General features: G+C 65.2%; 26 protein-coding genes. 16 read left to right on the top strand and 10 right to left on the bottom strand.

Annotated features, from left to right (window positions below):
• Positions 1–107: 107 nt before the first annotated feature.
• Positions 108–845, top strand: a complete 738-nt coding sequence (locus ISO4_RS07795; RefSeq protein ID WP_194855788.1) for a type IV toxin-antitoxin system AbiEi family antitoxin — start codon at positions 108–110, stop codon at positions 843–845.
• Entirely contained in the window at positions 842–1,762 is a 921-nt protein-coding gene (locus ISO4_RS07790) for a nucleotidyl transferase AbiEii/AbiGii toxin family protein (RefSeq protein WP_194855787.1), read from the top strand. The genes ISO4_RS07795 and ISO4_RS07790 overlap by 4 nt, the downstream gene beginning before the upstream one ends.
• A gap of 170 nt (positions 1,763–1,932) precedes the next feature.
• Here ISO4_RS07790 and ISO4_RS07785 read toward each other — a convergent pair whose 3' ends face one another.
• The 3 genes from ISO4_RS07785 to ISO4_RS07775 form a co-directional block, all read right to left on the bottom strand.
• The gene (locus ISO4_RS07785; RefSeq protein WP_194855786.1) at positions 1,933–2,700 is read right to left on the bottom strand and encodes an SDR family NAD(P)-dependent oxidoreductase; all 768 of its coding nucleotides are present in this window, start codon (positions 2,698–2,700) and stop codon (positions 1,933–1,935) included.
• Positions 2,701–2,831: 131 nt separating this feature from the next.
• On the bottom strand, positions 2,832–3,629 hold the full coding sequence (locus ISO4_RS07780; RefSeq protein WP_194855785.1) for a VOC family protein: 798 nt from the start codon (positions 3,627–3,629) through the stop codon (positions 2,832–2,834).
• Positions 3,630–3,674: 45 nt separating this feature from the next.
• On the bottom strand, positions 3,675–4,913 hold the full coding sequence (locus ISO4_RS07775; RefSeq protein WP_228547996.1) for an MFS transporter: 1,239 nt from the start codon (positions 4,911–4,913) through the stop codon (positions 3,675–3,677).
• A 98-nt stretch (positions 4,914–5,011) separates the two neighbouring features.
• On the opposite strand from ISO4_RS07775, the gene ISO4_RS07770 reads away from it, so the two are divergent.
• The 4 genes from ISO4_RS07770 (at position 5,012) to rhuM (ending at position 7,850) form a co-directional block, all read left to right on the top strand.
• Positions 5,012–5,893, top strand: a complete 882-nt coding sequence (locus ISO4_RS07770) for a LysR family transcriptional regulator (protein WP_194855784.1) — start codon at positions 5,012–5,014, stop codon at positions 5,891–5,893.
• 76 nt (positions 5,894–5,969) lie between these two features.
• The gene (locus tag ISO4_RS07765) at positions 5,970–6,362 is read left to right on the top strand and encodes a VOC family protein (protein WP_194855783.1); all 393 of its coding nucleotides are present in this window, start codon (positions 5,970–5,972) and stop codon (positions 6,360–6,362) included.
• Positions 6,363–6,447: 85 nt separating this feature from the next.
• Complete coding sequence (locus ISO4_RS07760) at positions 6,448–6,768, top strand: DUF421 domain-containing protein (protein WP_323745353.1); 321 nt, start codon at positions 6,448–6,450, stop codon at positions 6,766–6,768.
• 122 nt (positions 6,769–6,890) lie between these two features.
• Positions 6,891–7,850 (top strand): virulence protein RhuM/Fic/DOC family protein, encoded by a 960-nt coding sequence (gene rhuM, locus ISO4_RS07755; protein ID WP_194855782.1) that lies wholly within the window; start codon positions 6,891–6,893, stop codon positions 7,848–7,850.
• 10 nt (positions 7,851–7,860) lie between these two features.
• Here the strand turns inward: rhuM and ISO4_RS07750 are convergent, their stop codons facing one another.
• Positions 7,861–9,102, bottom strand: coding sequence for an NAD(P)/FAD-dependent oxidoreductase (locus tag ISO4_RS07750; RefSeq protein ID WP_194855781.1), 1,242 nt, complete (start codon positions 9,100–9,102; stop codon positions 7,861–7,863).
• Positions 9,103–9,237: 135 nt separating this feature from the next.
• Here ISO4_RS07750 and ISO4_RS07745 point away from each other — a divergent pair, with 135 nt between their 5' ends.
• The 4 genes from ISO4_RS07745 to ISO4_RS07730 all read left to right on the top strand — a co-directional run bounded on the left by ISO4_RS07745 (position 9,238) and on the right by ISO4_RS07730 (position 11,468).
• Positions 9,238–9,492 (top strand): DUF1413 domain-containing protein, encoded by a 255-nt coding sequence (locus ISO4_RS07745; RefSeq protein ID WP_194855780.1) that lies wholly within the window; start codon positions 9,238–9,240, stop codon positions 9,490–9,492.
• A 61-nt stretch (positions 9,493–9,553) separates the two neighbouring features.
• Positions 9,554–10,108: a YdeI/OmpD-associated family protein gene (locus tag ISO4_RS07740; RefSeq protein ID WP_194855779.1), complete on the top strand. Its 555-nt coding sequence runs from the start codon at positions 9,554–9,556 to the stop codon at positions 10,106–10,108.
• 77 nt (positions 10,109–10,185) lie between these two features.
• Positions 10,186–10,761, top strand: a complete 576-nt coding sequence (locus ISO4_RS07735) for an NnrU family protein (protein WP_194855778.1) — start codon at positions 10,186–10,188, stop codon at positions 10,759–10,761.
• An 11-nt stretch (positions 10,762–10,772) separates the two neighbouring features.
• Positions 10,773–11,468: a class I SAM-dependent methyltransferase gene (locus ISO4_RS07730; protein ID WP_194855777.1), complete on the top strand. Its 696-nt coding sequence runs from the start codon at positions 10,773–10,775 to the stop codon at positions 11,466–11,468.
• Positions 11,469–11,482: 14 nt separating this feature from the next.
• Here ISO4_RS07730 and ISO4_RS07725 read toward each other — a convergent pair whose 3' ends face one another.
• Positions 11,483–11,896, bottom strand: a complete 414-nt coding sequence (locus ISO4_RS07725) for a putative quinol monooxygenase (protein WP_228547995.1) — start codon at positions 11,894–11,896, stop codon at positions 11,483–11,485.
• A 130-nt stretch (positions 11,897–12,026) separates the two neighbouring features.
• Here ISO4_RS07725 and ISO4_RS07720 point away from each other — a divergent pair, with 130 nt between their 5' ends.
• Positions 12,027–12,941 (top strand): AraC family transcriptional regulator, encoded by a 915-nt coding sequence (locus ISO4_RS07720; protein ID WP_194855776.1) that lies wholly within the window; start codon positions 12,027–12,029, stop codon positions 12,939–12,941.
• On the opposite strand, the gene ISO4_RS07715 is transcribed toward ISO4_RS07720, so the two are convergent.
• On the bottom strand, positions 12,931–13,962 hold the full coding sequence (locus ISO4_RS07715; protein ID WP_194855775.1) for an HlyD family secretion protein: 1,032 nt from the start codon (positions 13,960–13,962) through the stop codon (positions 12,931–12,933). The two genes, ISO4_RS07720 and ISO4_RS07715, sit on opposite strands and share 11 nt — an antisense overlap.
• Before the next feature lie 4 nt (positions 13,963–13,966).
• Complete coding sequence (locus tag ISO4_RS07710) at positions 13,967–15,499, bottom strand: MFS transporter (RefSeq protein WP_194855774.1); 1,533 nt, start codon at positions 15,497–15,499, stop codon at positions 13,967–13,969.
• 195 nt (positions 15,500–15,694) lie between these two features.
• On the opposite strand from ISO4_RS07710, the gene ISO4_RS07705 reads away from it, so the two are divergent.
• Positions 15,695–16,315, top strand: coding sequence for a TetR/AcrR family transcriptional regulator (locus ISO4_RS07705; protein WP_194855773.1), 621 nt, complete (start codon positions 15,695–15,697; stop codon positions 16,313–16,315).
• On the opposite strand, the gene ISO4_RS07700 is transcribed toward ISO4_RS07705, so the two are convergent.
• A complete protein-coding gene (locus ISO4_RS07700; protein WP_194855772.1) occupies positions 16,281–16,931 on the bottom strand; it encodes an NHL repeat-containing protein in 651 nt (216 codons plus the stop codon). The genes ISO4_RS07705 and ISO4_RS07700 overlap by 35 nt on opposite strands.
• 31 nt (positions 16,932–16,962) lie before the next feature.
• Positions 16,963–18,180 carry a helix-turn-helix domain-containing protein gene (locus ISO4_RS07695; RefSeq protein ID WP_194855771.1) on the bottom strand — a complete coding sequence of 406 codons (1,218 nt, stop codon included), beginning with the start codon at positions 18,178–18,180 and terminating at the stop codon, positions 16,963–16,965.
• Positions 18,181–18,264: 84 nt separating this feature from the next.
• On the opposite strand from ISO4_RS07695, the gene ISO4_RS07690 reads away from it, so the two are divergent.
• From ISO4_RS07690 to ISO4_RS07675, 4 genes are all read left to right on the top strand, one after another.
• Positions 18,265–18,615 carry a VOC family protein gene (locus ISO4_RS07690; RefSeq protein ID WP_194855770.1) on the top strand — a complete coding sequence of 117 codons (351 nt, stop codon included), beginning with the start codon at positions 18,265–18,267 and terminating at the stop codon, positions 18,613–18,615.
• A 111-nt stretch (positions 18,616–18,726) separates the two neighbouring features.
• A complete protein-coding gene (locus ISO4_RS07685; RefSeq protein WP_194855769.1) occupies positions 18,727–19,785 on the top strand; it encodes an NAD-dependent epimerase/dehydratase family protein in 1,059 nt (352 codons plus the stop codon).
• A gap of 186 nt (positions 19,786–19,971) precedes the next feature.
• Positions 19,972–20,316, top strand: coding sequence for a type II toxin-antitoxin system RelE/ParE family toxin (locus tag ISO4_RS07680; protein WP_194855768.1), 345 nt, complete (start codon positions 19,972–19,974; stop codon positions 20,314–20,316).
• Positions 20,313–20,624: a helix-turn-helix domain-containing protein gene (locus ISO4_RS07675; RefSeq protein ID WP_194855767.1), complete on the top strand. Its 312-nt coding sequence runs from the start codon at positions 20,313–20,315 to the stop codon at positions 20,622–20,624. The genes ISO4_RS07680 and ISO4_RS07675 overlap by 4 nt, the downstream gene beginning before the upstream one ends.
• Here the strand turns inward: ISO4_RS07675 and ISO4_RS07670 are convergent.
• A complete protein-coding gene (locus tag ISO4_RS07670; RefSeq protein ID WP_194855766.1) occupies positions 20,621–22,660 on the bottom strand; it encodes a carboxylesterase/lipase family protein in 2,040 nt (679 codons plus the stop codon). The two genes, ISO4_RS07675 and ISO4_RS07670, sit on opposite strands and share 4 nt — an antisense overlap.
• Positions 22,661–22,671: the final 11 nt, after the last annotated feature.

The raw sequence follows: 22,671 nt of genomic DNA, 5'->3' as shown, positions 1-22,671 counted from the left end.
TGTCCGATGAGGTAGTTTTGAGAAAGTCATGAAAATCGTAGTTTCAATACGATAATAGGGAGTTTTCTAAATTGCAGGCTGTTTTGGAAAAGCGTATAAGTCGTAGTATGGCTACGACAGGACGTAACAAACTAAATGCGCTCTACACCCGGTTTGAGCCGGGCGCACCGCTGATGTCGGAGGATCTGGCGGCGCTGGGGATCTCCGCTGATCTGGCGGTGCACTACGTGCGCGCCGGCTGGCTCACGCGGCTGGCGCGTGGCGTCTATTGTCGCCCCAACGACACCCTGGCGCTGGGGCCCTGTCTGGTGCTGCTTGAGCGCCGGTTCGAGGGGCTGCACGTGGGCGGCAAAACGGCGCTCGATTGGTATGGCGTGCGCCAGTACGTTGCCCAGCAGCCGGTGCTACAGCTCTATGGCTGGCAGTCCGGCCAATTGCCCGATTGGTTTACTGATCGCTTCCCTGCGGAGTATCACCGGAAGCGGCTGTTTGATGAGCGGCCTGACGCGTTGCGGCAGGTGAGGCCGTTTCAGGGAGAAGCCGGCGCGCCACGGGTTTCGACGCCGGAGCGCGCCTTGCTGGAAATGCTCAGCGATGTGGGTGTGCGCCAGCCGCTGCAGGAGGCCCGCGAGTTGATGGAAAGCAGCTACAACCTGCGGGCCCGGGTGCTGCAGGACCTGTTGGAACACTGCACGAGCGTGAAGACCGTGCGGCTGTGCTTACAGCTCGGCCGCGAGGGTGAATTACCCTGGGCGGCCAAGCTTGATCCCGCCAGGCTGCCCACCGGCAGCGACCGGCCCTGGGTGTCCCGGTCCGGCGATGGCCTGTTGGTGCTCAAGCCATGAAGTCCGTTTACCTCGACACCGCCCGTCTGCTCACTCAGGTGGCGCCGCTGGTGTTCGTTGATGACACCTTTGCCTTGAAGGGCGGGACAGCGATCAATCTGTTCGTCCGTGATATGCCGCGCTTGTCGGTGGATCTGGACTTGGTGTTTCCCGATCACACGTTGCCGCGCAAGGAGGCGCTGGGGAAGATCAACGCAGCGATCCGTCAGTCGGCGGAACGGTTGGAGAATCAGGGCTTTCAGGTCCACATCCCCAAAGCTGACGCCGGCGAGACCAGGTTGCTGGTGCGACGTGGGTCTATCGAAGTGAAGGTGGAGACCAACTTCGTGATGCGCGGCACGGTGAAACCGGTACAACAAACCTCGCTGACGGCTGCGGCCAGCGACGCTCTGCTCGCCGATCTGGATACCCCGGTGGTGTCACTGGAAGACCTGTACGCCGGCAAGCTGGTCGCGGCGATGGATCGCCAGCACCCCCGCGACCTGTTCGACGCGATGCAGCTTTTCGACCATGAAGGGATTACGCCGGGCATCCGTCGCGCCTTTGTGGTGTATCTGGCCAGCAACAATCGGCCGGTTCATGAGGTGCTGTTTCCCCAGTTCAGGGATATCCAGCACGACCACACCCACAACTTCGACGGCATGACCGCTGAACCGGTTTCGCTGGACGATTTGTTGGCGACCCGGGAGCGGTTGGCGCGGGAGCTTCAGCAGGGCTTGGATGACAACGAACGGCGATTCCTGCTGTCCCTGGTATCCACTGAACCCGAGTGGTCTCTGCTGGGCATCGATCACCTCGATCAACTGCCGGCCATCCGCTGGAAGCTTCAGAACCTGGAGAAGCTGAAGAAAAACAATCCAAAGAAGTTCGCCGAACAAGCGGAGACGCTGGCCGAGCGGTTGGACGCCATCGATTGATCCCCCGACGATGGCGTGAAATGCGTTGCTGGATTCGCGTCTGGCTAAAGTTTATATAGCACCGGAAATGCTCACTCTTGGTGACCAAAAGGCAATTTCTATAAACCGTCCTCTGTTTGTGTGAGTCAGCTCCTAGCGGCTCGCATCCGGCCGCGCCTCCACGCTCACCATCATGCTGCGTTCCAGCAGCCAGCCGCGCAGGCGGCGGGGCAGCAGGTTGGTGTAGACAGCCACCTTGTTGAGCAGGCCGGGCACGTACACCACCTGCCGGCGTACATGGCGTCCACGCAGAGCCTGGCCACTTCGGGGGCGGTCATGATGCCGGTCTGTTTCTTCACGGTCTGGCCGGCCTGGTCGAGGAAGGGCGTGAGCACGCCGCCGGGGCAGGCCGCCGTGACGCTGATGGGGCTGTCGCGCAGCTCGTAATCCAGGATTTCGGTAAAGAACCGCACATAGCCTTTGGTGGCGGAGTAGGTGGCGTAGCGGGGTGTGGGCAGGATGCCCGCCAGGGAGGCGATGTTGAGCAGGTAACCGGGCTGGCCGTGGGCCCGGGCGCGTTCAATAAAGCCGTGGCTGAGGGTGGTCAGCGCGGTGACATTAAGGTCGATGTCCCGCTGCAAACCGGCCAGGTCCTGGTCGGCGAACGGCGCCCAGAAGCCGGTGCCGGCGTTGTTGACCAGCACTGTCAGCTGGTCGTTATGCCGGGCGAGGGTGGCATCCACGTCATCGAACAGCGCCGCCAGGCTCTGCCGGTCGGCTAGGTCGCAGGCCAGTGCCGTGGTGGTGATGCCATGGCTGGTGGCCAGTTCATCGGCGAGTTGGTCCAGCAGCTCTTTGCGGCGGGCGACCAGGATCAGGTTCAGGCCGCGCGCGGCCAGTTGCCGGGCGATGTCCAGGCCAATGCCACTGGAGGCGCCGGTGATCAGTGCGGTGTTCATGCTGTTTCCTCGCGTCGGGTGGAGCGGCAAACCAAGGATCCCACTATGCCGCGCCCCGCGCGTGAAAGGCATTGGCCTGAAAGTACAACCCAGAAGACACCAGTGCGCACTGGCCGGCATGCCAGGGGCGATCACACCCGCCGGGAACCCACCAGCGCGAACGGCGCCCCCTGAGGATCGACGCCTTTGACGGCGAAGTCGCCGCCGGGAATCTCATCCGGACCGTGAAGGATTTGCCCGCCGTGTTCGGTGATGGCCTCAAGCGCGGCGTCGATGTCGGCGACACGGAAGTAGTAGTGCCACATCGGCACCGGCATGTCGTCCGGCTTGGGCATAAAGGCGCCGATCACGCCGTTGTGGCGGATGAATTCGTAGGCGCCCATCGGGCCCAGGTCCATTTCACCCTCCTTGGTCCAGCCGAACGCCTCGAAATAGAAAGCTTTCGCGGCGTCGGGGTCGGGGGTGGCCAGCTCGTTCCAGGCGCAGTGGCCCACGCGTGGGCGGACGGAGGCGAACGCCAGGCTGGTGTGGTCGCTGTGGCCGCGCATCACATAGAAGGGCGTGCCTTGCGGGTCGGTCACCATGGCGAGCCGGCCCACGTCGGGGATGTCCCTGGCGGGCATTTGCACGCTGCCGCCGAGGGCGGTGACCTTCGCTACGGTCTGGTCTACGTCGTCGACGCCGATATCGCCGAGCCACACCGGCCTGGCACCACACTGTTTCATCTCTTCGCTGAGCTGCATCAGGCCGCCGATGGCGCGCCATTCGCCCGTGTCCTCGTCGCGGGCATGGAGAAGGCGGTAATCCACGCCGGGCTGCCCGCTGTCGGTGACCCGCCAGCCGAGTATGGCGCTGTAAAACTGCTGGGCGGCGTCCGCGTTGTCGGTGGCCAGTTCGTACCAGATAAATTCGCCGTGTTGGTTGGGCATGGTTCGCTCCCTATCGGTTGTGTACCCGATGGTCGATCCGGCCGGTCAGGAATCGACGGAGCGAGCGTCCTCTTTTGTGCCACGACTATGGGCTCTATGCCCGGGCCCGGCATGGATCCACACCCCATAGCCCACGGCCAGCACACCCAGCCCGCCACCCAGCAGGCACACACCCAGCCAGCCGTTTTGCTGGTAGGCCGCGGCGGAGCCCAGCGAGCCCAGGGCGCCGCCGACGAAATACAGGAACATGTAGCCGGAATTCAGCCGGTTCCGGGCGGCCTCATCCAGGTTGAAGATCATGTTCATGTTGGTGATGTGCACCGCCTGCAGCGCCAGGTCCAGCAGCACGATCCCCGCGATCAGGGCGATCAGAGAATAGAGCCCCAGCCCCAGCAGCCCCCAGGAGACCAGCAGCGCCACCACGCCGAGCACGGTGAGCTGGGCGCCGTGGCCCCGGTCGGTCAGTACGCCGGCGTGGCGGGCGGACAGCGCGCCCATGGCGCCGGCCAGGCCGAACAGGCCGATGGTGGCGTCGGAATAGGACCAGGGCTCGCTGGACAGCAGGAAGGCCAGCGAGGTCCACAGCACGCTGAACATGGCGAAGATCAGGCAGCCCAGCAGGGAGCGTTGCCGGTGCAGCGGGTAGCGGGCGAACTGGGCGAACACCGAGCCAATCAGCTGCCCGTAGTGCATGCGGGCGGTCGGGGCGTAGCGGGGCAGAGCGCGCCACAGGGCCAGGGTGTTGAGCAGCATGAGCGCCGCCGCCACCCAGTAGACCGTGTGCCAGTCGCCCAGGCTGGACAGCGCGCCGGCCACGGTGCGGGCCAGCAGGATGCCCATCAGCAGGCCGCTCATCACCGTGCCGACCACTTTGCCGCGCTGGGCTACCGGCGACAGGGTGGCGGCGAACGGCACCAGCACCTGGGCCACCACGGAAAACGCCCCGGTAATGGCCGTGCCGATCAGCAGGGCGGCCAGGGACCCGGCGGTGGCGCTCACCAGCAGGCCGGCGGTGGCGAACAGCATCATGGTGACGATCAGGCGCCGGCGCTCCACCAGGTCGCCGAGCGGCACCAGCAGGATCAGGCCCAGCGCATAGCTGGCCTGGGCCACGGTGACGATGATGCCGGCCCGGGCGTAGGACAGGCCGAGCTGATCCGAGATGGTGTGCAGCAGCGGCTGGGCGTAGTAGTTGCTGGCCACCACCAGGCCGGTGGTGGTGGCCATCAGCAGTATCAGCCAGGTGCTGAGGGCGGAATCGGTGGTGTTCTCGGCGTGCCTCATGGTGCCTCCTCCGGGTGAGGCCGGGAGTGTCGGCGACTCGGTGCCATCGGGCAAATGTATTATTATGATGCCAACTATCGTTTTTCGAGATGCATGCCATGAAGCTGAAGCAGGTGGAGTATGTGCTGGCGGTGGCCGAGGCCGGCAGCTTTACCGGCGCCGCCCGTCGGTGCCATACGGTCCAGTCCGCGCTCAGCCATCAGGTCGCTCAGCTGGAAAGCGAGCTGGGCGTCACGCTGTTTGAGCGCAACTCCCGCTCGGTGCGTCTGACCGAGGCGGGCAGAGTGTTCGTTCAGCAGGGGCGCCAGGCGCTGGAAGCCGTGCAGCGCATCACCGATGAGGTGGTCGCCTCCACCGGCGAGGTGCGCGGGCGCCTTTCCATGGGCACCATCTCCACTCTCACCAGCCCGGACCCGATCGAGCTGCTGGCGCGCTTTCACCGCCGCTTCCCGCACGTGCGTGTGGAGCTGGTCATGGAGGGCAGTGAGAAGATGCTGGCCAAACTGGAAGAGCGCCGCCTGGATGTGGCGTTTATCGGCGTCTGGCCGGGCGAGACGGTGCCCAGTAGCCTTTGTAGCCGGTCGCTGTGTAACGAAGAGCTGGTGGCTTTGATGTCGCCGTCCCATCCGCTGACCGCGCACGACACGGTGACCCTGGGCCAGCTGGCGTCCTGCCCGGTGGTGGATTTCCCCGTGGGCAGCAGTGCGCACCGCCAGTCCGCGGAGGCCTTCGCCGCCCAGGGGCTGGAATATACCGTCCAGTTCGAGGTGAGCACCGTGCAGCATCTGGTGGCGATCGTTCGCCAGGGGCTGGCGGTGGGGTTGATTCCGCAAAGCCTGTCGCACCAATTGACGGACGTCAGCACCCGGCGGGTGGACAATGCGCCCCAGCGCTCGGTGCGCGTGGTGTGGCCAAAGACCGCCTCACCCGCCACCCGGGCCCTGCTGGCGTTGCTGGCGGTGGAAGACGAAGGCGCGTAAAAGAGGCCCTCGGCATTCAACGAATAAAACAATGAAGCCGGCACAACGCCGGCGGCAAAAAAGGGAGAGAAACAACGTGTTCAACCACATCATGATCGGTTCCAACGATATCGAACGTTCCAAGCGCTTCTACGACGCAGTACTCGGCGTGCTCGGCGCCGGCGAGCCGATCCGTAACGAGACCGCTTCCGGCATCGTGCGGCTGTTCTATCGCCACGACGGCAACACCCTGGCGATCACCCAGCCGCTCAACGGCCAGCCGGCCACCGGCGCCAACGGCGGCACCATCGGCTTCAAGTGCGACTCTCCGGAGCAGGTGAAAGAGCTGCACGACGTGGCGGTGGCCCACGGCGGCACCTCCGTGGAGGATCCGCCGGGCCTGCGCGAAAGCGCCATGGGCGCCATGCACCTGAGCTACGTGCTCGACCCGGACGGCAATAAGCTTTGCGGGCTCTACCGCGTTAAGTAAGTCCCCCCGTTCGCTATCCAGCCGGATGACTGCCATGCTGCGTTGATTCGCCGCACAGGGAGTGATTCGGTATGGAAGTAAAAGCGTGGCGCTGGCGGAGGGTCTGCTGGCGTTGGCGCTGTTGATCGGCATGCAGTTCGCCATTTCCTGGTCGAGCACGCGCATGCCGTGGCTGCGTCGGGTGGTCACCGGCGAACCGCGCCTGCTGTTGCGCGACGGCGCCATGCTCGACGACGCGCTGCGCGACGCCCGGGTGACCCGGGAAGAAGTACACGCGGCGGTGCGTTCCGCCGGCATCGGCGCCCTTGGCGAGGTCGCCGCCGTGGTGCTGGAGACCGACGGCTCCTTCAGCGTGATCGCCGGCCAACCCGGCGCCGCCCTATCCAGCCTGGACGGCGTCAAATAGCGCCCCAGTCCTGTCCTACATCCATCAGAGCATTCAGCTCACATGATCTTCCGTTCTCGCTGACTGTCCCGCCCACAGTACAGAGCGAGCATGCCGGCTCATTCCCTGTGAACGGAGCCGGCATGAGCGAGATCGTGATTTTCGAGGAAGACGCCCAGAAGGTTGAAGTACGGCTGGAGGGCGAGACCGTCTGGCTCACCCAGCGGCAGATGGCTGAGCTGTTCGGTAAGGACTTGCGCACCGTCAGTGAGCACATCGGTAACGTGTTTGAGGAAGGTGAATTGGATCGGGAGGGAACTGTCCGGAATTTCCGGATAGTTCGTTCAGAGGGGCATCGTCGGGTCGAACGGCCTATCGAACATTACAATCTCGACGTCATTATCTCGGTAGGTTACCGCGTCAAGTCCAGGCGCGGGGTGCGCTTCCGCCAATGGGCCACCACGGTCCTGCGCCACCACCTGACCCGCGGCTACAGCCTCAATGAGCACCGCCTGGCCCGGCAGGGCCTGTCCGAGTTGGAGCAGGCTGTCGAAGTGCTGGGGCAGACACTGACCCGGCAAGAGCTGGTCTCTGACCTGGGCCAGGAGGTGGTGGGTCTGATCCTGGGTTATGCCCGCACCTGGCGTCTTTTGTTGGACTACGATGAGGGCGGGCTGGGCGTGCCTGCCGGTGCCCGCCCGGCGCGTGGTGTACTGGGACTGGACGAGGCCCGGAGGGCGCTGAATGCTTTGAAGGAAGAATTGCGGGATCGCAAGGAAGCGGGGCCGCTTTTCGCCTTGGACCAGGGTGATGGTTTGGCATCGATTCTCGGCAATATCGAACAGAGCATGTTTGGCGAGCCGCTGTACAAAACTCGCGAAGAGCGGGCGGCACACCTGCTCTATTTTATGGTTAAAAGCCACCCGTTCACGGACGGTAACAAGCGCTCCGGCGCGTTTCTGTTTCTGCTGTATCTGCGCCAGGAGGGCATGAGGCTGACGCTGGATGAGCGCGGTCTGACCGCGTTGACGTTATTGATCGCTGAAAGTGCGCCGCGCGCAAAAAGCTTGATGGTGCGACTGGTGATGAATCTGGTGGCGTAGCCGCAGCCGCTTAAAACCGGTCCGCCCGATAGGGCGCCATATCCACCTCGGTCGGCTCCCCATCCATCATCTGCCCGAGCAACTTGCCGGTAATCGGCCCCATGGTGAAGCCCTGGTGGCCGTGCCCGAAGGCCAGCCACAGCCCGGGCAGACCGGGGGCCGGGCCGATCACGGGTTTCATGTCCGGGGTGCAGGGGCGGGCGCCCATCCAGGGTTGCGGGTCGAGCCGGTCGCCCAGGGGGAAGAGCGTGCGGGCGACGGCTTCGGCGGCGGCCAGTTGCCGGTAATGGGGCCGGGCGTCGTGGCGGGCCAGTTCGGCGCCGGTGGTGAGGCGGATGCCGGCGCGCATGGGGGCGAGCAGGTAGCCGGTTTCGGAGTCCATCAGCCAGTGGTGCAGGCGGGCGTTGTCGCGGGCGCCGTAGTGCATGTGGTAGCCGCGTTTCACGAACAGCGGCACATGCAGGCGCTGTTGGTCGAGCCATTGCGTGGACCAGGGGCCGAGGGCCAGCACCACCTGCTCGGCGAAGAACGTGTCCCCGCCGACCACGGCCTGCCAGCCGTTGCCGTGGCGCGACAGCGTTTCCAGTGGCGCCTGGACGAAGCGTCCGCCCTGTTGCTGGAAGTGGTCGGCGTAGGCGGCCACCAGAGCGCCGGGGTCGGTGGCGGTCCAGGGCTGGGTCCAGTGGATGGCGCCGGCGAGGCCGGGCGCCAGGTCCGGTTCCAGCTTGGAAAGTGTGGCGCTGTCCAGGACCTCATGGGTGACATCGTATTCGGCGGCGTCCTGTTCCGCCTGCCGGCATTCCGCGTCGAACGCTTCGGCGGTGCGGAACACTTCCAGGTAGCCGTCCCGCCGGATCAGCTCGCCGGCGCCGGCGGCGTCGATCATCTTCGTGTGGGCGTTCAGCGCCCGGGTGATCAGCGCCGCGTATTCGGGGACGATGCGCGCGTAGCGCTCCGGCGCCGAATTACGCCAGTACTGAAACAGGGGCAGCGCGGCTTGCGCCATGCCGGACGGCTGGTAGCGGATATCCACCTGCCGGTTGGGCAGCACCCGGGTCAGCGTGGTCAGATCGCGGGGGAAGCGGTAGGGCCGCACGGCCTCGCGCTGAATAATGCCGGCGTTGCCGAACGAGGTCTCGCGCCCCGGCGCGTTACGGTCCACCAGGGTGACCCGGTGGCCGCGTTGCAGCAGGTGCCAGGCGGTGGAGACGCCGACCATGCCGGCGCCCAGAACCAGAATGTCGCGGGCCATGTTTGCTCCTGTTGTGGACACCCAGGAGACCATAGAAGGCCGGCCCGGCACTAGCGTCTGCGTTCGCTTGCCCGCCGGTCCGCGACGGCGTTTCAATGGCGGCCACCAACGTCCACGAATGCAACGGAGTGTTTTATGGACCAGGTACTACAGAGCCGTCTGCAAAAAACACTGAGTGAACGGCCGCCCGGCTTGTTCCATTTTCCCGAGGTTTACGGTCGGGGCTGGAGCGGGCTCTACATCGGGGACCGCGTTAAGTTGGGCAACGACTTCCTACGGCTGGTCCGGCAAGGCCGTTTCGAGGGCGTCGAGGACACCGGAGATAAGAAGCGCGGCGGGCGCCTTTACCGCAAAGTGAGAGGACGTCGAGACCGTGACGGCGCCGGTTGACAGCGAACGGCGATCTGGCACGCTTCAAACCATCCGAAAAACCAAACGGTTGTAAGGGACGATGGCGAACAAGGACACTCACTCTCAATTTAAAGCGCGACTGCTTCGCCCAAAAAAACCGGGCGATGACGAGGCTTGGGCCTTCGTGGTTCTGCCCAAGGACGCCAGTGCGAAGCTGCCCCGGCGCGGGCGGACCTCCGTGGACGGTACCCTCAACGGCACGCCGTTCAGCGCTTTGTTATTGGAGCCGGACGGCCAGAAAAGCCACTGGTTGCGGCTCGATAGCGGCCTGCTGGAAGCGTCCGGGGCCGAGCCTGATGAGGTTGCTGAGTTCGAGATCGCAGCCGTGGCGCAGGAGCCGGAGCCGGCGGTCCCCGAAGATCTGGACCAGGCGTTACAGGCGTCCCCGGAAGCCCTCGCCACTTGGGAGGCCACCACTACGTTGGCGCGCGTGGACTGGATTCATTGGGTGGTCACCGCCAAGCAGGCGAAGACGCGCGCCAAGCGGATCAACGACGCCTTGGACAAGCTGGCGTCCGGCGAAAAGCGGGTGTGTTGTTTCGACCCGTCCGGGTTTTACAGCAAGGCCCTGAAAGCGCCGGAGGCCGAGGCGTAACCGCTGCGGGTCATGTTCCCGTCGTCTGGATTGCGGCACTATAGGGCCACCCCTTTATCGCCCGGAGACACACAACAATGATAATGCTGATTCTCGGTTTGCTGATTTTCCTGGGTATTCACTGCGTCGGCTTCTTCCCGGAATGGCGGCAGCGCCGCGTCGATGGCATGGGCCTCTTGCCCTGGAAAGGGCTCTACAGCCTGATCGCTCTGGCCGGCTTCGTGCTGATTATTCTCGGTTTCCAGCGGGCCCGGCTGGACCCGGTGGTGTTGTATGCGCCGCCCGCCTGGCTGGGACATCTGAATTCACTGTTCACTCTGATCGCCTTCATCCTGCTGGCCGCCGCCTATGTGCCCGGCAACCGTATTCGCGCCCGCCTCGGCCACCCCATGGTTGTGGCCGCCAAGGTCTGGGCGTTCGGCCACTTGCTGTCCATCGGCCTGTTGCACGACGTGGTGCTGTTCGGTGCTTTCCTGGTGTGGGCGATCGTGGCGTTCGCCAAACTGCGCCGCCGTGACCGCGCCCAGGGCGTCACCTACGCGCCCGGTACTCTCAAGGGCGACGTGATCACGCTGGTGGTGGGCGTGGTGGCCTGGGCGCTGTTCGCGTTCTGGCTGCATGGCGCCCTGATCGGCGTGCGGCCGTTCGGCTGAGAGGACGGGCCGTGGACGACAACGAGCTGAAAGCCCTGTTTGACCAGATGGCGCCGGGCTACGACAAGCAGTGGGAAAGAACCGCGCCGATCAACCAATGCCTGTACTTGCTCCTGGAGTCCGTGTTCGCGGCGTTGCCTGCCGACGCCAGGATGCTTTGCGTGGGCGCCGGCACTGGCAGTGAAATCCTGCATCTGGCCCATCGCTTCCCCGGCTGGCGGTTCACCGCGGTGGAACCGGCCCGTGGCATGTTGGACGTGTGCCGGCGCCGGGCTGACGAGGCGGGCATCGCCGAGCGGTGCGAATTCCATGAAGGCTACCTGGATTCGTTACCGGCCGGTGCGTCTTACCATGCCGCCACCTGTTTTCTGGTGTCGCAGTTTATTCTGGATCAAACGGCGCGCTCGGCGTTCTTCGAAAGGATCGCCGAGCGATTGGTGCCGGGTGGCATGCTGGCCAGTTCTGATTTGTCCACCGAGCAGGACGCGCCAGGTTACGACGATCTACTGCGCGTCTGGCAGCGTGCCACCTCGCCCGCGGAGGTCACCGACGAAGGGCTGCGCCGGATGAAAGCCACCTACGCCAAGGACGTGGCCGTGCTGCCGCCCGCCGAGGTCGCCGCGATTCTGCGGGCCGGCGGCTTCGAGACGCCGCGACCCTTTTTCCAGGCCGGGTTGATTCGTGCCTGGTTCACCCGGCGTCGCTAGCGTACCGGCCGAGTTCAGGCGAATACGTCTTTGCTCATTAGTACGTCCAAGCGATGAACATGCGCCGGGCGCGCCAGAATGCCGTTCATCCGCGTCACGTCCCGAAATATCTCGCCGCCGCCCCCTTCCACATGTGCTTGGCGGCCGGCGCGGTTGGGGAAGACTTCAAAGATGCCGAAGGTTGACCGCGAATAGCGTACGGCATACCAGGGTCCGGTGGCGGGTTCGCCTTGCACGCACCCCAGAATGTCCTCAAGCATGCGGATTACCTCGTTCTCCTTGCCAGGCAGTGCTTCGATGTGGATGTAGAAAGCTTTACGGCCTTCTTCGCCGTCCTGTCCGGAGACCTCGACGCCCCGGTGAGGGCGTGCGGCTATTGGCTGTGGTTGCGGCGTCGGTCCTGGGTTTCGGGGGGCGCTATCGGTCATGGTGTTCTCCCGTTGCTGAGGTTTATACGGTAGTCGGAAGCGGGCAACGTAGGATGCTTAAAACACGCTTGTTTTTGCCTGATTGTCCTGACTGCCTGTACCCGGAGCCGGCACTGGATAACAATGGGGCATGTCCGATGCTCTGCGCCAAGTGGTAAATCACTACACCCGAACCCACGCCGACGCGGCGGGGATCGCCCCGACGCCGGTGCCGGGGCTGTTTCTGGTGCGTGGTACCGCCCCCGGAGGGCTGGAGCACATCATTGCCTGCCCGTTGGTGTGCCTGGTGCTGCAGGGGCGCAAGCAGGTCACTCTCGGCAACCGGGATCTCAGCTTTGCTTCTGGGGATTCAATGATCGTTCCGGCCGCGATGCCCACCGTCAGCCGTATCAGTGAGGCCAGCATCGCCAGGCCCTATCTGTCGTTCGCGTTGGATCTGGACCCGTCAGTGATTGCGGAGCTGGATGTGGTGATCGACGGTGCTGAACAGCCCGTTCTGGAGCCCCCTGCCGTTATCGATAACCACCTCCGTGATGCCGTGCTCCGGCTGGTGCGGCTGCTGGATCGCCCCGCTTCGCTGGCGGTGCTGGGCACGTCGCTGGTGCGCGAGATCCACTATTGGCTGTTGCTTGGCGAGCAGGGTGAAGCGATTCGGCGGCTCGGCCCGCCGAACGGCCGTGTTCGGCGCATCGCGCGGGCCGTGGCGCTACTGCGCCGGGACTACGCGCAGCCGCTAACCATTGAGCGGCTGGCCCGGGAAGCCGGAATGAGCCGGTCCGCCTTCCACCAGCATTTTCGCGCGGTCACCACGGTGTCGCCGCTGCAGTTTCAGAAGCAACTGCGTTTGATCGAAGCGCGCCGACTGATGCTGGCGGAGGGCAAGAGCGCCAGCCGCGCCGCGTTCGATGTGGGCTACGCCAGCGTGCCGCAGTTCACCCGCGAGTACGCTCGCATGTTCGGACTGCCGCCGGCGAAGGACCGTAAATATAGCAACGAAGAGGCTCTGCCGGGGGCGTGGACGGTGGCCGATGACGTCAGTCGGTGATCACCTCTGGCACCACCGACATGCCCACTTTCAGCTTGCCCACATCGGGCTGGTCCGGGTCCACGGCGATGCGTACCGGAAGACGCTGAACGATCTTGGTGAAGTTGCCGGTGGCGTTGTGGGGTGGAATCGCTGAGAAGCTTACGCCACTGGCGGGGCCGAGGCTGGCTACCTTGCCGGTCAGGGTCGCGCCGGGCAGCGCGTCCACGGTGAAGCGCACCGGCTGGCCGGTGTGCATGTGCGCGATCTGGGTCTCGCGGAAGTTGGCGTTGATGTAGAGATCATCCAGCGGCACCAGGGTGAGCAGGGTCTCGCCGACGTTGACGTAGGCGCCGGGGCGTACCACTTTTTGTGCCACGGTGCCGTCCACCGGTGCCTCGATGCGGGTGTAGGAGAGCGCCAGCTCCGCCGCGTCCAGTCTGGCCCGCGCGGTGTTCTCGGCGGCGCGGGCTTTTTCGATGTCCGCACGCAGCACTGCCCGTTCCTGTTTAGCGGCGTCGTAGGCGGCGCGGTCGCCCATCTGGCCGGCGCGCCGGGCGGCCAGCTCCGCTTCCGCTCTTTGTTGAGCCTGGACGGTGCCGGCCCCGATTTCCGCCAGGTCGTGGTAACGGGTTTGTTCCTGCCGGGCGAGGTTGACGGCGGCGCGGTCCGCTTCCAGTTGGGCCCGCGCCTGCTCGATGGTGCTTGCCTGGCGTTTCAGCCGTGCTTGCAGGCCCACCACTTCGGCGCTCGCCTGGGCGAGGGCGGCGCGCGCCTCCTCCACCTGGATACGCGCGTCGCGGTCGTCGATTTCCACCAGTGGCTCGCCGGCGCGCACCGCCTGATTTTCCTCCACCAGTACCTTGCCGACGCGGCCGGCGATTTGCGGCGACACCCGGGTCAGGTCCGCTTGTACATAGGCGTCGGTGGTGGACTGCTCTCCGGCGGCGCTCTCCGGGCGGTTAAGCAGATGGAAACCGATACCGGCGAGAATCAGGATGGCCAGCACGGCTAATAGGCGAAACAATCGAGAAGAAGCCATGGGGTTATTCCGTTGAGGGTGAAGGAAGCCGCGGTGGCGCCACGGGGGTCAGACAAAGCGCCAGGGGAATCAGAACCAGCGCGAGGATGCCGAGCACGCGGTAGGCATCGGCGGTGGCCAGAGTGGTGGCCTGGGTGGCGACGCTGTCGGACAGCGCCACCATACGGTCGTCGTGCAGCCCCAGGGTGGCGCCGGCGCGGGCCAGGTTGCCCAGCAGCATGTCGCTATGAAACCGCCCGCGTTCCAGCATCATCTGGGTGATCAGGGCACTGCCTAAGGCAGTGCCGAAGGCACGCAACATGTTCACCATGCCGGAGACGAACGGACCTTCCTCAGGCTGGACCACGCTGGTGGACAGGAACAGCAACGACACCACCGCCATCGGCTGTCCGAACGACTGCAGCACCTGCACGGTGACGAACTGCCGCCACATCCATTCACTGTTGACCTGCGCACCAAGCCAGCAAGACAGCGCCAGAAGCACCAGACCGGCGGCGAGTACTTTGCGTGCGTCCACCCAGGGCCGGTAGAGCATCAGCGCCACCAGCGAGCCGAGCACCAGTTGCGGCAACCCGATAATCAAACTGAGCACGCCGGACTGCAGCGGTCGGTAACCCTGAACCTCAGCGAGGAAGTGCATCGGCAGCAGCGCCCCGGACAAAAACAACACCAACAGCCCGATAAACAAGGTGAAGCCCAGCCCCAGGTTGCGGCGCGCCAGCAGTTGCAGACGGATAAACGGGCTGGGGTGGCGCCATTCGCTGATCAGGCCGGCGGCGGTGGCGATCAGGCCGCCGGTGAGGGCGCCGGTGATCAGCGGCGAATGAAACCAGTTCAGCCGTACGCCCTGGCTCATCGCCACCGCCAGCAGCGCGAGGCCGGTAACCAGTAGAACGTGCCCGACCCAATTCCCTTGGCCGAAGCGCTCATGGCGCGGTGGGTCCTGGGGCAGGCCCCAGGCGCAAAGCACCAGACTGAGCAGACCCAGCGGCACGACCTGCCAGTAGATCCAGCGCCAATCGAAAAGTTGGTCGGTCCAGGCCCCGGCCAGCCACACAGCCAGGTTGGGCGCCAGGGTGGCGGTCATGGCGTACAGCGCCAGGCCGTGCAGCCGGATCGGCAGCGGCAGAAAGCGCAGCGCCGCCATCATCAATGTTGGGATCAGTCCGCCGGCGACGATGCCCTGCAGGCTTCTTAGCACCAGCATCGCCGGCAGCGATTGGGCAAACGGCAGCAGCAGGGCGAGCAGGGTGGCAACGCTGATCAGCGCCATCTGGTAGCGGCGCAACGAGAAGGTAATGGCGAACCAGGCGGCGAACGGCTGCACCGCGATTTCACCGACCAGATAGACGGTATCCAACCAGGACGCCGGATCGACACCGAAGCCGTGGGCGCCGCGGATATCCATCAGCGCCAGCGAAGCCACCCGACTGTTCAGACCGGCCATGATGGCGGCGATAAACACACCGGTGAGCCCAGCGGCGAGCCGGGGGCCGAAAACGGGTTGGGCCGGCGCGGTGGCCGGAACGCTGGTCATGCTGGGAACTCCGGCGTGCAGGGCAGGAAAATCGAACTGTACCTATCGGTTCGATATGTTAGAGATGAGCGTGCATTAGCGCAAGTGAGATAACGAAGGGAGTGATATATAAAGGGTTTTCCCTCGGCGACCCGGGCGATGACGCCAGCCGAGACATCCGGTACACTTTCGGGCATTCTTCCGCCGGAGACCGCCATGAGCCCCGCCGCTCCCTCCAACCAGAAAGCCCGGACTATTTTGCAGGCGGCGCGAAAAGTGTTCCTGGAGCACGGTTTCAGCGCCGCCACCACCGACATGATTCAGCAGCAGGCGGGGGTCTCCAAGTCCACCGTGTACGCGCACTATCCCACCAAGGAAAAGCTGTTTATCGCTGTGGTCGAAGCGGAGTGCGAGTCTTTCCTGAGCGGCATGCAGCGCATTGAGTTTCAGCCCAACGGGGTAGAGGCGCTGCTGCACCAACTGGCCAACACCTATCTGGACATCGTGTTGTCGCCGGTGGCCCTGGCCCAGTACCGGGTGCTGGTGGGCGAAGCGCCGAAGTTTCCGGAGCTGGCCCACCGTTTCTATCAGGCTGGTCCGCGCGCCATGATCCGCCAGGCCACGGAGTTGCTGTCACGGGCGGCGGAGGCCGGCGAGTTGGATTTCGGCGGGCTGTCCGCGGAGACGGCGGCCACCGCCTTCGCTAACCTGGTGCGCTCCGAGCTGCAGCAGCATTACCTGCTGCACCCCGAGGCCCGGCCCAGCCGCGCCCAGATCGAGCAATGGGCGGAAACCTGCGTGTTTATTTTTCTGCGCGCTTTCGCGGCGAAACGCTGACCTGCCGCACGCGGCCACTGGGCCCGCCACCACAGTAGAAGCTGCCGTTGCCGTCGTAGGTCAGCCCGGAGACATGAACGCCTTCGGGCATGTCGATGCGCTCCAGCACTTCGCCGGTCTGCGAATCAATGTGCCGCAGGTCGGCGTCTTCGCCTTCCCAGGTGCCGTGCCAGAGTTCGTCGTTGATCCAGGTCACGCCGGTGACGAAGCGGTCGGATTCCAGAGTGCGCAGTACCGCGCCGGTTTCCGGGTCCACCTGATGGATCTTTCGTTTCCGGTACTGGCCGACCCACAGCGAGCCTTCCGCCCAGGCCATGCCGGAATCCTCGCCGTCGCCGGGGGCGGGCACGGTGGCGATAATCTCACCGGTGTTCGGGTCGATCTTTTGAATCCGCTTTTCGGCGATCTGGTAGAGGTGGGTGCCGTCGAAGGCGGTGCCGGCGTCGGCGGCCACATTCAGGCTGCGTTGTAGCTCGCCGCTGTCCGGGTCGAGGGCCTGAAGCTTGTCGCCCATGGCTAGCCACACGTGGCGGCCGTCGTAGTCGATGCCGTGGATAATGGGTGCGCCTGGGAAGGGGCCGTATTCGCGGGTGACCCGCGCTTTGGATTGTTTCATGTCGATATCCTCCTTGTAGGTTCAGGCCATCCTAGCCGCCGGGCAGTGGCGCGGTGAGTAACAAGGTTGTCGTGAATCCGAGCACCGGCGAAGCCACCCAGCGGCGCGCTCGGCCTTGCCCGATGGCTTCCACTTTGCCGGCGTTCGCCAGAGCGTCCAGCGCCCGTTGCACGGTGCGCTGGCTGGTGCCCAGCGCCAGTGCCAGGGCGGAGCTGGACCAGGCTTCGCCGTCGGAAAGAAACGCCAGTATCGGCGCGTGCTTCTCTTCCACCGGCCGGGCCAGCACGGCGACGTCGCCGGTCAGCGGCTCCAGCTTGAAGCCGTGACGGGTGGCGTGCAGTCGGGCCAGCGGTCGCAACGCCTGCCGCAGCCGGCCGATTTCCACGCGCAGGCGGGCACGGTGGGATTCTTCCACCTGACGCAGGCGGAAGGCGCGCTCGATCAAGGTGTCGCGGCGGGCGTCGCCGGGCCAGGCTTCGGCCAGCGTGCGCGCCAGGGTGAACAGCACCGGCCGTGTTGCCAGTTCGATCACGGTGCCGGCCTGGCGCACGCTGTAGCGGCAGGCGTCCACCACCAGGGTGGGGGAGGCGAACAGCGCTTCCACTTCATCAAGCCGCACCGGTCGGTCTTCGCCGTGCGTGATCAGCCGGGCGGCCGGCGCCTGCAGCACCCGGGCGGCCTTGTCCACTTCGTTGATCAGGGCGGCGATGCCTGAGCGTCGCGCCGCTTGACTGGCGTGGCCCAGGGCGGTGCCTGCGGTGCCGGTATCGAGCCGGCGCAGGGCAATACCGGCGACGGCCAGCTGGTGGGTGGCCTGCAAGGCCGGCGGCAAAACATCAGGGTTGAGTGCCTGGAGCTGTTCCCCGGCATCGTCGAGCCGACCGATCAGCAACAGACGGTGAATCGCCAGGTAGCGGGCGTGGGCGGCGTTCACGGTGTCGCCGTGGCGCTGCAGGGTCTCCCGCGCCGCGTCCAGCGCCTTGGAGGAGGCGTGCAGGTCGCGGGCGGCCAGCGCCACCTCCGCCTCGGCCACCACGCAGCGGGCGCGCGCCACCGTTTCCTTTGTGGTGAAGGCCCGCGCCGCGCGCCGCAACAGGGCCCTGGCGCGGGCCAGGTCGCCGAGCTGCGCCATGGCGATGCCGCGTAAGGCCAGCGCCGGCGCGTCGTCCCGTAGCGAGACATGGTTCAGCGCCCGCAACGGGTCGCCGCCGGCCAGGGCCCGCGCCGCCGCTGAAATCAGCGAATCCATAGGGGTGCCACCATCTGTCTCCGCCTGTTATAACCGCCCTGAGTCTAGCAGTGTTGAACGAACGCGTGACGCGCGAGGTAGACCATGAAAGTGAAACGTATCATGGCCAACACGGCCACTTCCGATTTGGACAAGGCCGACCGCTTTTACGGCGACATTCTTGGCCTGGAACGGCTAATGGACCACGGCTGGTTCCGCACCTATGGCTCCCATGAAACCATGATGGTGCAGGTCAGCTTCGGGTCCGAGGGCGGTTCGGGCACCCCGGTCCCCGACCTTTCCATCGAGGTGGACGATCTGGAAGGCGCCCTGTCCCGGTTCCAGCAGGCCGGTGTGCCGATTGAGTACGGCCCGGTCAGCGAGCCCTGGGGGGTGCGGCGCTTCTACGTGCGTGATCCGTTCGGCAAGCTGCTCAACATCCTTCAGCACGAGTGAACCCTGTGGCGTGCCGAGTAACCTAATGTCCACCTTGTTTGGCACGAAAGGCCCGTTACAGGTCCGCCCGCCGGCGCCATGATGGTGGCCGACTTGGTAAAGGGGCAGACTATGCAAATCGATACGAGCACGCCGGTGATGGTCACCGGCGCCACCGGCTACGTGGCCGGCCGTCTGGTGGAGCGTTTGCTGGAAGAGGGCGTTACCGTGCACGCGGCGGTGCGCGACCCGGACGACAGCCGCAAGCTTCAGTATCTGAACGCCATCGCGGAAAAGACGCCGGGCAGTATCCGCTACTTCAAGGCGGACCTGCTCTCCCCCGGCTCCTACGCGGAGGCCATGGCCGGCTGTTCGGTGGTGTTTCACACCGCGTCGCCGTTCACCACCACGGTGAAGGACCCGCAAAAGGAGCTGGTGGAACCGGCGCAGCTGGGCACCCGCAACGTGTTGGAAACCGTCAACGAGACACCGTCCGTGAAACGGGTGGTGCTGACCAGCAGCTGCGCGGCGATCTACGGGGACAACGCGGATCTGAAACACACCGCCGGCGGCGTCTTCACGGAAGCGGACTGGAACACCAGCTCGTCGCTGGATCACCAGCCCTACGCCTACTCCAAGACGATGGCGGAGAAAGAGGCCTGGAAGATCGCCGATGCTCAGGACCGCTGGGATCTGGTCACCATCAATCCGTCCCTGGTGGTGGGGCCGGGCATCAACCCGAACGCCACCTCCGAAAGTTTCGATATTCTGTGTCAATTCGGCGACGGCACCGCGCGCCCCGGCGTGCCCGATGTGGGCATCGGCGTGGTGGACGTGCGTGAAGTGGCCGAGGCGCACCTGCGCGCCGCCTGGCTGCCCGAAGCCAATGGCCGCTATATCCTCTCCGGCCATAACACCGACTTCCCCGAAATGGCCGCCGTGCTGCGCCGCCGCTTCGGCAGAAACTACCCGATCCCCAAGCGCGCCCTGCCCAAGGCGGCGGTATGGCTGGTGGGCCCGGTGGTGAACAAAACCCTCACCCGCAAATTCGTCAGCCGCAACGTCAACCTGCCGTGGCGCGCCGATAACAGCCGCAGCCGTGAACAACTCGGCATCCAGTACCGCCCCTTAGATGAATCCCTGAACGAATTCTTCCAGCAATTGGTGGACAGCGGTCGCCTGAAGAAATAACGCCGTCCGCTGTCTCCTCGCGGGGCCTTCGGGCCCTGTCACACCGAACAAACGCTTACCTGCCAGCGAGCAAAGCTCTCACAGCAGATTCCATGTGTTGCCGACATCCCTAGGGATTTTGTCGCTCTACAGTGTGTGGAGGGCTGATAAGCCGTTCTTTCAATTTATACGCAGGTAGCGTACAGTATGGATGCTGTGTTCGTGGAACTCGCGCCGTTTCGCCGCCATCGCCCCTTGTACCTGGACGATGACGCCTATCGGTTGTTGCAGCAGCTATTGATGTCGCGCCCGGAGGCGGGCGCCCTGATGCGCGGGACAGGCGGGCTTCGTAAGCTGCGCTTCGCCGATGAGCGCCGGGGTAAGGGCAAGCGCGGGGGCTTGCGGGTTATTTATTATTGGTGGCGCGGTGGCGGCCAGTTCTGGCTGTTCACTCTCTACGGTAAAAACGAAGCGAGTGATCTGACCGCAGAGCAACGAACCGCGTTGAAGAGGATGCTGCAGGTAGAAACAGAGGCCAGGAGAGGCTTATGAAACGGGATCTGTTTGCCGAACTGAAAGAGGGCTTCGCGGAGCTTGAAGCCGAGCGCCACGGGAAACTCACCCTGCGCGACCAGCCCGCGCGCTGGGCGCCGGTGGCCGGCTTCGATGCGCAGGAGCTGTTGGCGCTGCGCGAGAAGCTGGGCCTGTCGCGGGGCGTGTTCGCGACTTACCTGCGCACCAACCCCCGTACGCTGGAAAACTGGGAGCAGGGGCGGGCCAGGCCGAACGCCCAGGCCGCTATCCTGCTCCGTCTTATCCAACAATACCCAGACACTCTGGAGCGCCTGGCGCGTCTCTAATCCAGTCCCATGGCCGCGTCGACGCCGGTTTCCACCGAGGCTTCCGTATCCTGGCGGATCTCCAGGTAGGTGTCGTTGGCCTCGGTGTAGGCCGGCCATTGCAGGCTGGACGGGCTGGGGTCGCCGGTCTTCGCGAAGTTGGTCCACATCGTCATCATCAGCTCGCTGACGGTGGCGTCGTCGGCGCCGTACTGCATGGACAGGAAGATGTCCTGCGGGTCGCCGGCGCTGCCGGTCACGCCGTTGCCGTTCAGGTCGCCGATCTCCGGCCGCGTGCCTTCCGGCGTCAGCACCAGGCCGAGCAGGAAGTTCTGCACCAGCCCGGTGGGATGATTGAACAGGTAGGGCAGTTCGCAGCCGTGGCAGCTCTGCAGGCCAAGGGCTTCCCAGCCTTCCGGTACCCGGGTGAACTTGTAAACGTACTGGTCGGACTGGTAATCCTGGGAACGCTGTTCCAGCCACACTGGCAGGGCGCCGCGCAGGCTGGTGTAGTCGCCGGCGGTGACGCCGGCCATCAGCGGCACGTCGCTGGGCATGCCATCGAGCACGTTCTGGTAGTAGGTTTTCGGCTGGTAGTAATAGTCCGCGTTGGGCCGGTAGGTCTGGCGCGGAATGTTATTCTCCGCGTCGGCGTCGGTGAAGGCGGTCCAGGGCAGTTGCCGGGCCTCTTCCAGGGAGTCCACGCCGACCCGGTCGAACAGGGCGGTGCCGATGGCTTCCGATTCCGCCAGGGAGTCCGCCGGCACGCTGTCGATGTCCATGGGCGCGAAGCCGCTCATCACGATGGCCTTGTGGAACAGGCCGGTGGCCTGCGGCGAGTTCATCAGCGAGTAGGTTTTGCCGCCGCCGCCGGACTGGCCGAAGATCGTCACGTTGTCGGCGTTGCCGCCGAAGGCGGCGATGTTGTCCCGGACCCATTCCAGGGCCATCACCAGGTCCATCTGCCCGTAGTTGCCGGAGCCGCCGTAGCCGCTTTCCTCGCTGAGTTCCGGGTGGGCGATGTAGCCGAACGGGCCCAGCCGGTGGTTGACGGTGACCAGCACCACGCCCTTGGTGGTGAGGCTGTCCGGGTTGTTGTACTGCTCGGAATTGGCGGACAGGATCGCGAACGAACCGCCATGGAACCAGACCATCACCGGCAGGTTGTCGGCGTCCTTGGGTGCGGTCACGTTGAGGTACAGCGAGTCTTCACTCATGCCGCCTTCGTTGATGCTTTCCAGCGCCCGGTCCTGGGCGGACTGGTCCGCCCACTCCACCGCGTCACGCACACCGCTCCAGGGCTCCGGCGCCACCGGCGGGCGCCAGCGCAGCTCGCCCAGTGGCGGCTTGGCGTAGGGGATGCCCAGGAATTGCCAGGTCGTGTCGTTGGCTTCGAAGCCGCGCAGTTCGCCGCCGGTGGTGCTGACCACCGCGCGTGCGCCGGTGGACCGGCTGAAGTGCGCCAGCGCGTCGGCCGCCTCACGGACCTGGCGTGGTCGCGGGTCAGTGTCGGTGAACAGCTCGCTGGTCTCCAGGGCCGTCATTAGCGGCGCCAGACTGGTGCGGAAGCTGTCCGAGGGCTGGTCGAAATCGATGCCCGCGGCGTTCTCGGACACCAGGACGCCAATGGCCTCGGTGATCTGGATGCCGTTGTTGAGATCGCCGTCCTGATCCAGCGTTTGAAGCAAAACCAGCTTGTTGCTGACGCGGTCGTCCTCGGCGGTGTCGGCGCCCTCGGTGATCGTCAGCGGCGTCAGTTGCCGGGCGCCCTCCGCACTGCCCAGCGGCAGATCGCCGATGGAGAAGGTGAGGGTTTCGCCGTCCTGGTATTGGAACTGGCCGGCGTCGTTGGTGACGCCGGCGGCACCGTCGGTGCCGGCGTAGTCGAGCCCGGCCACCGGGCTGTCCACGAAGGTGCCGGTGCGCAGGGTCGGGCCGGCGGAACCGCCGTGGTCATTGTCGCTGTCGCCGCCGCAGGCGACCAGCGCCAGCATCAGGGGCGTGACGGCGGCGGCCAGCCAGGCCGGCCGGGCGCCGTGTCGTTTTGGGTGTGTCATGGTGCTCTCCC

The sequence above is a fragment of the Alloalcanivorax venustensis ISO4 genome (assembly GCF_015356855.1).
In the GTDB taxonomy this organism is placed as follows: Bacteria; Pseudomonadota; Gammaproteobacteria; order Pseudomonadales; family Alcanivoracaceae; genus Alloalcanivorax; species Alloalcanivorax venustensis.
Note: the sequence above shows the minus strand (reverse complement) of the source record. Positions and strands in the feature narration are given on the sequence as shown.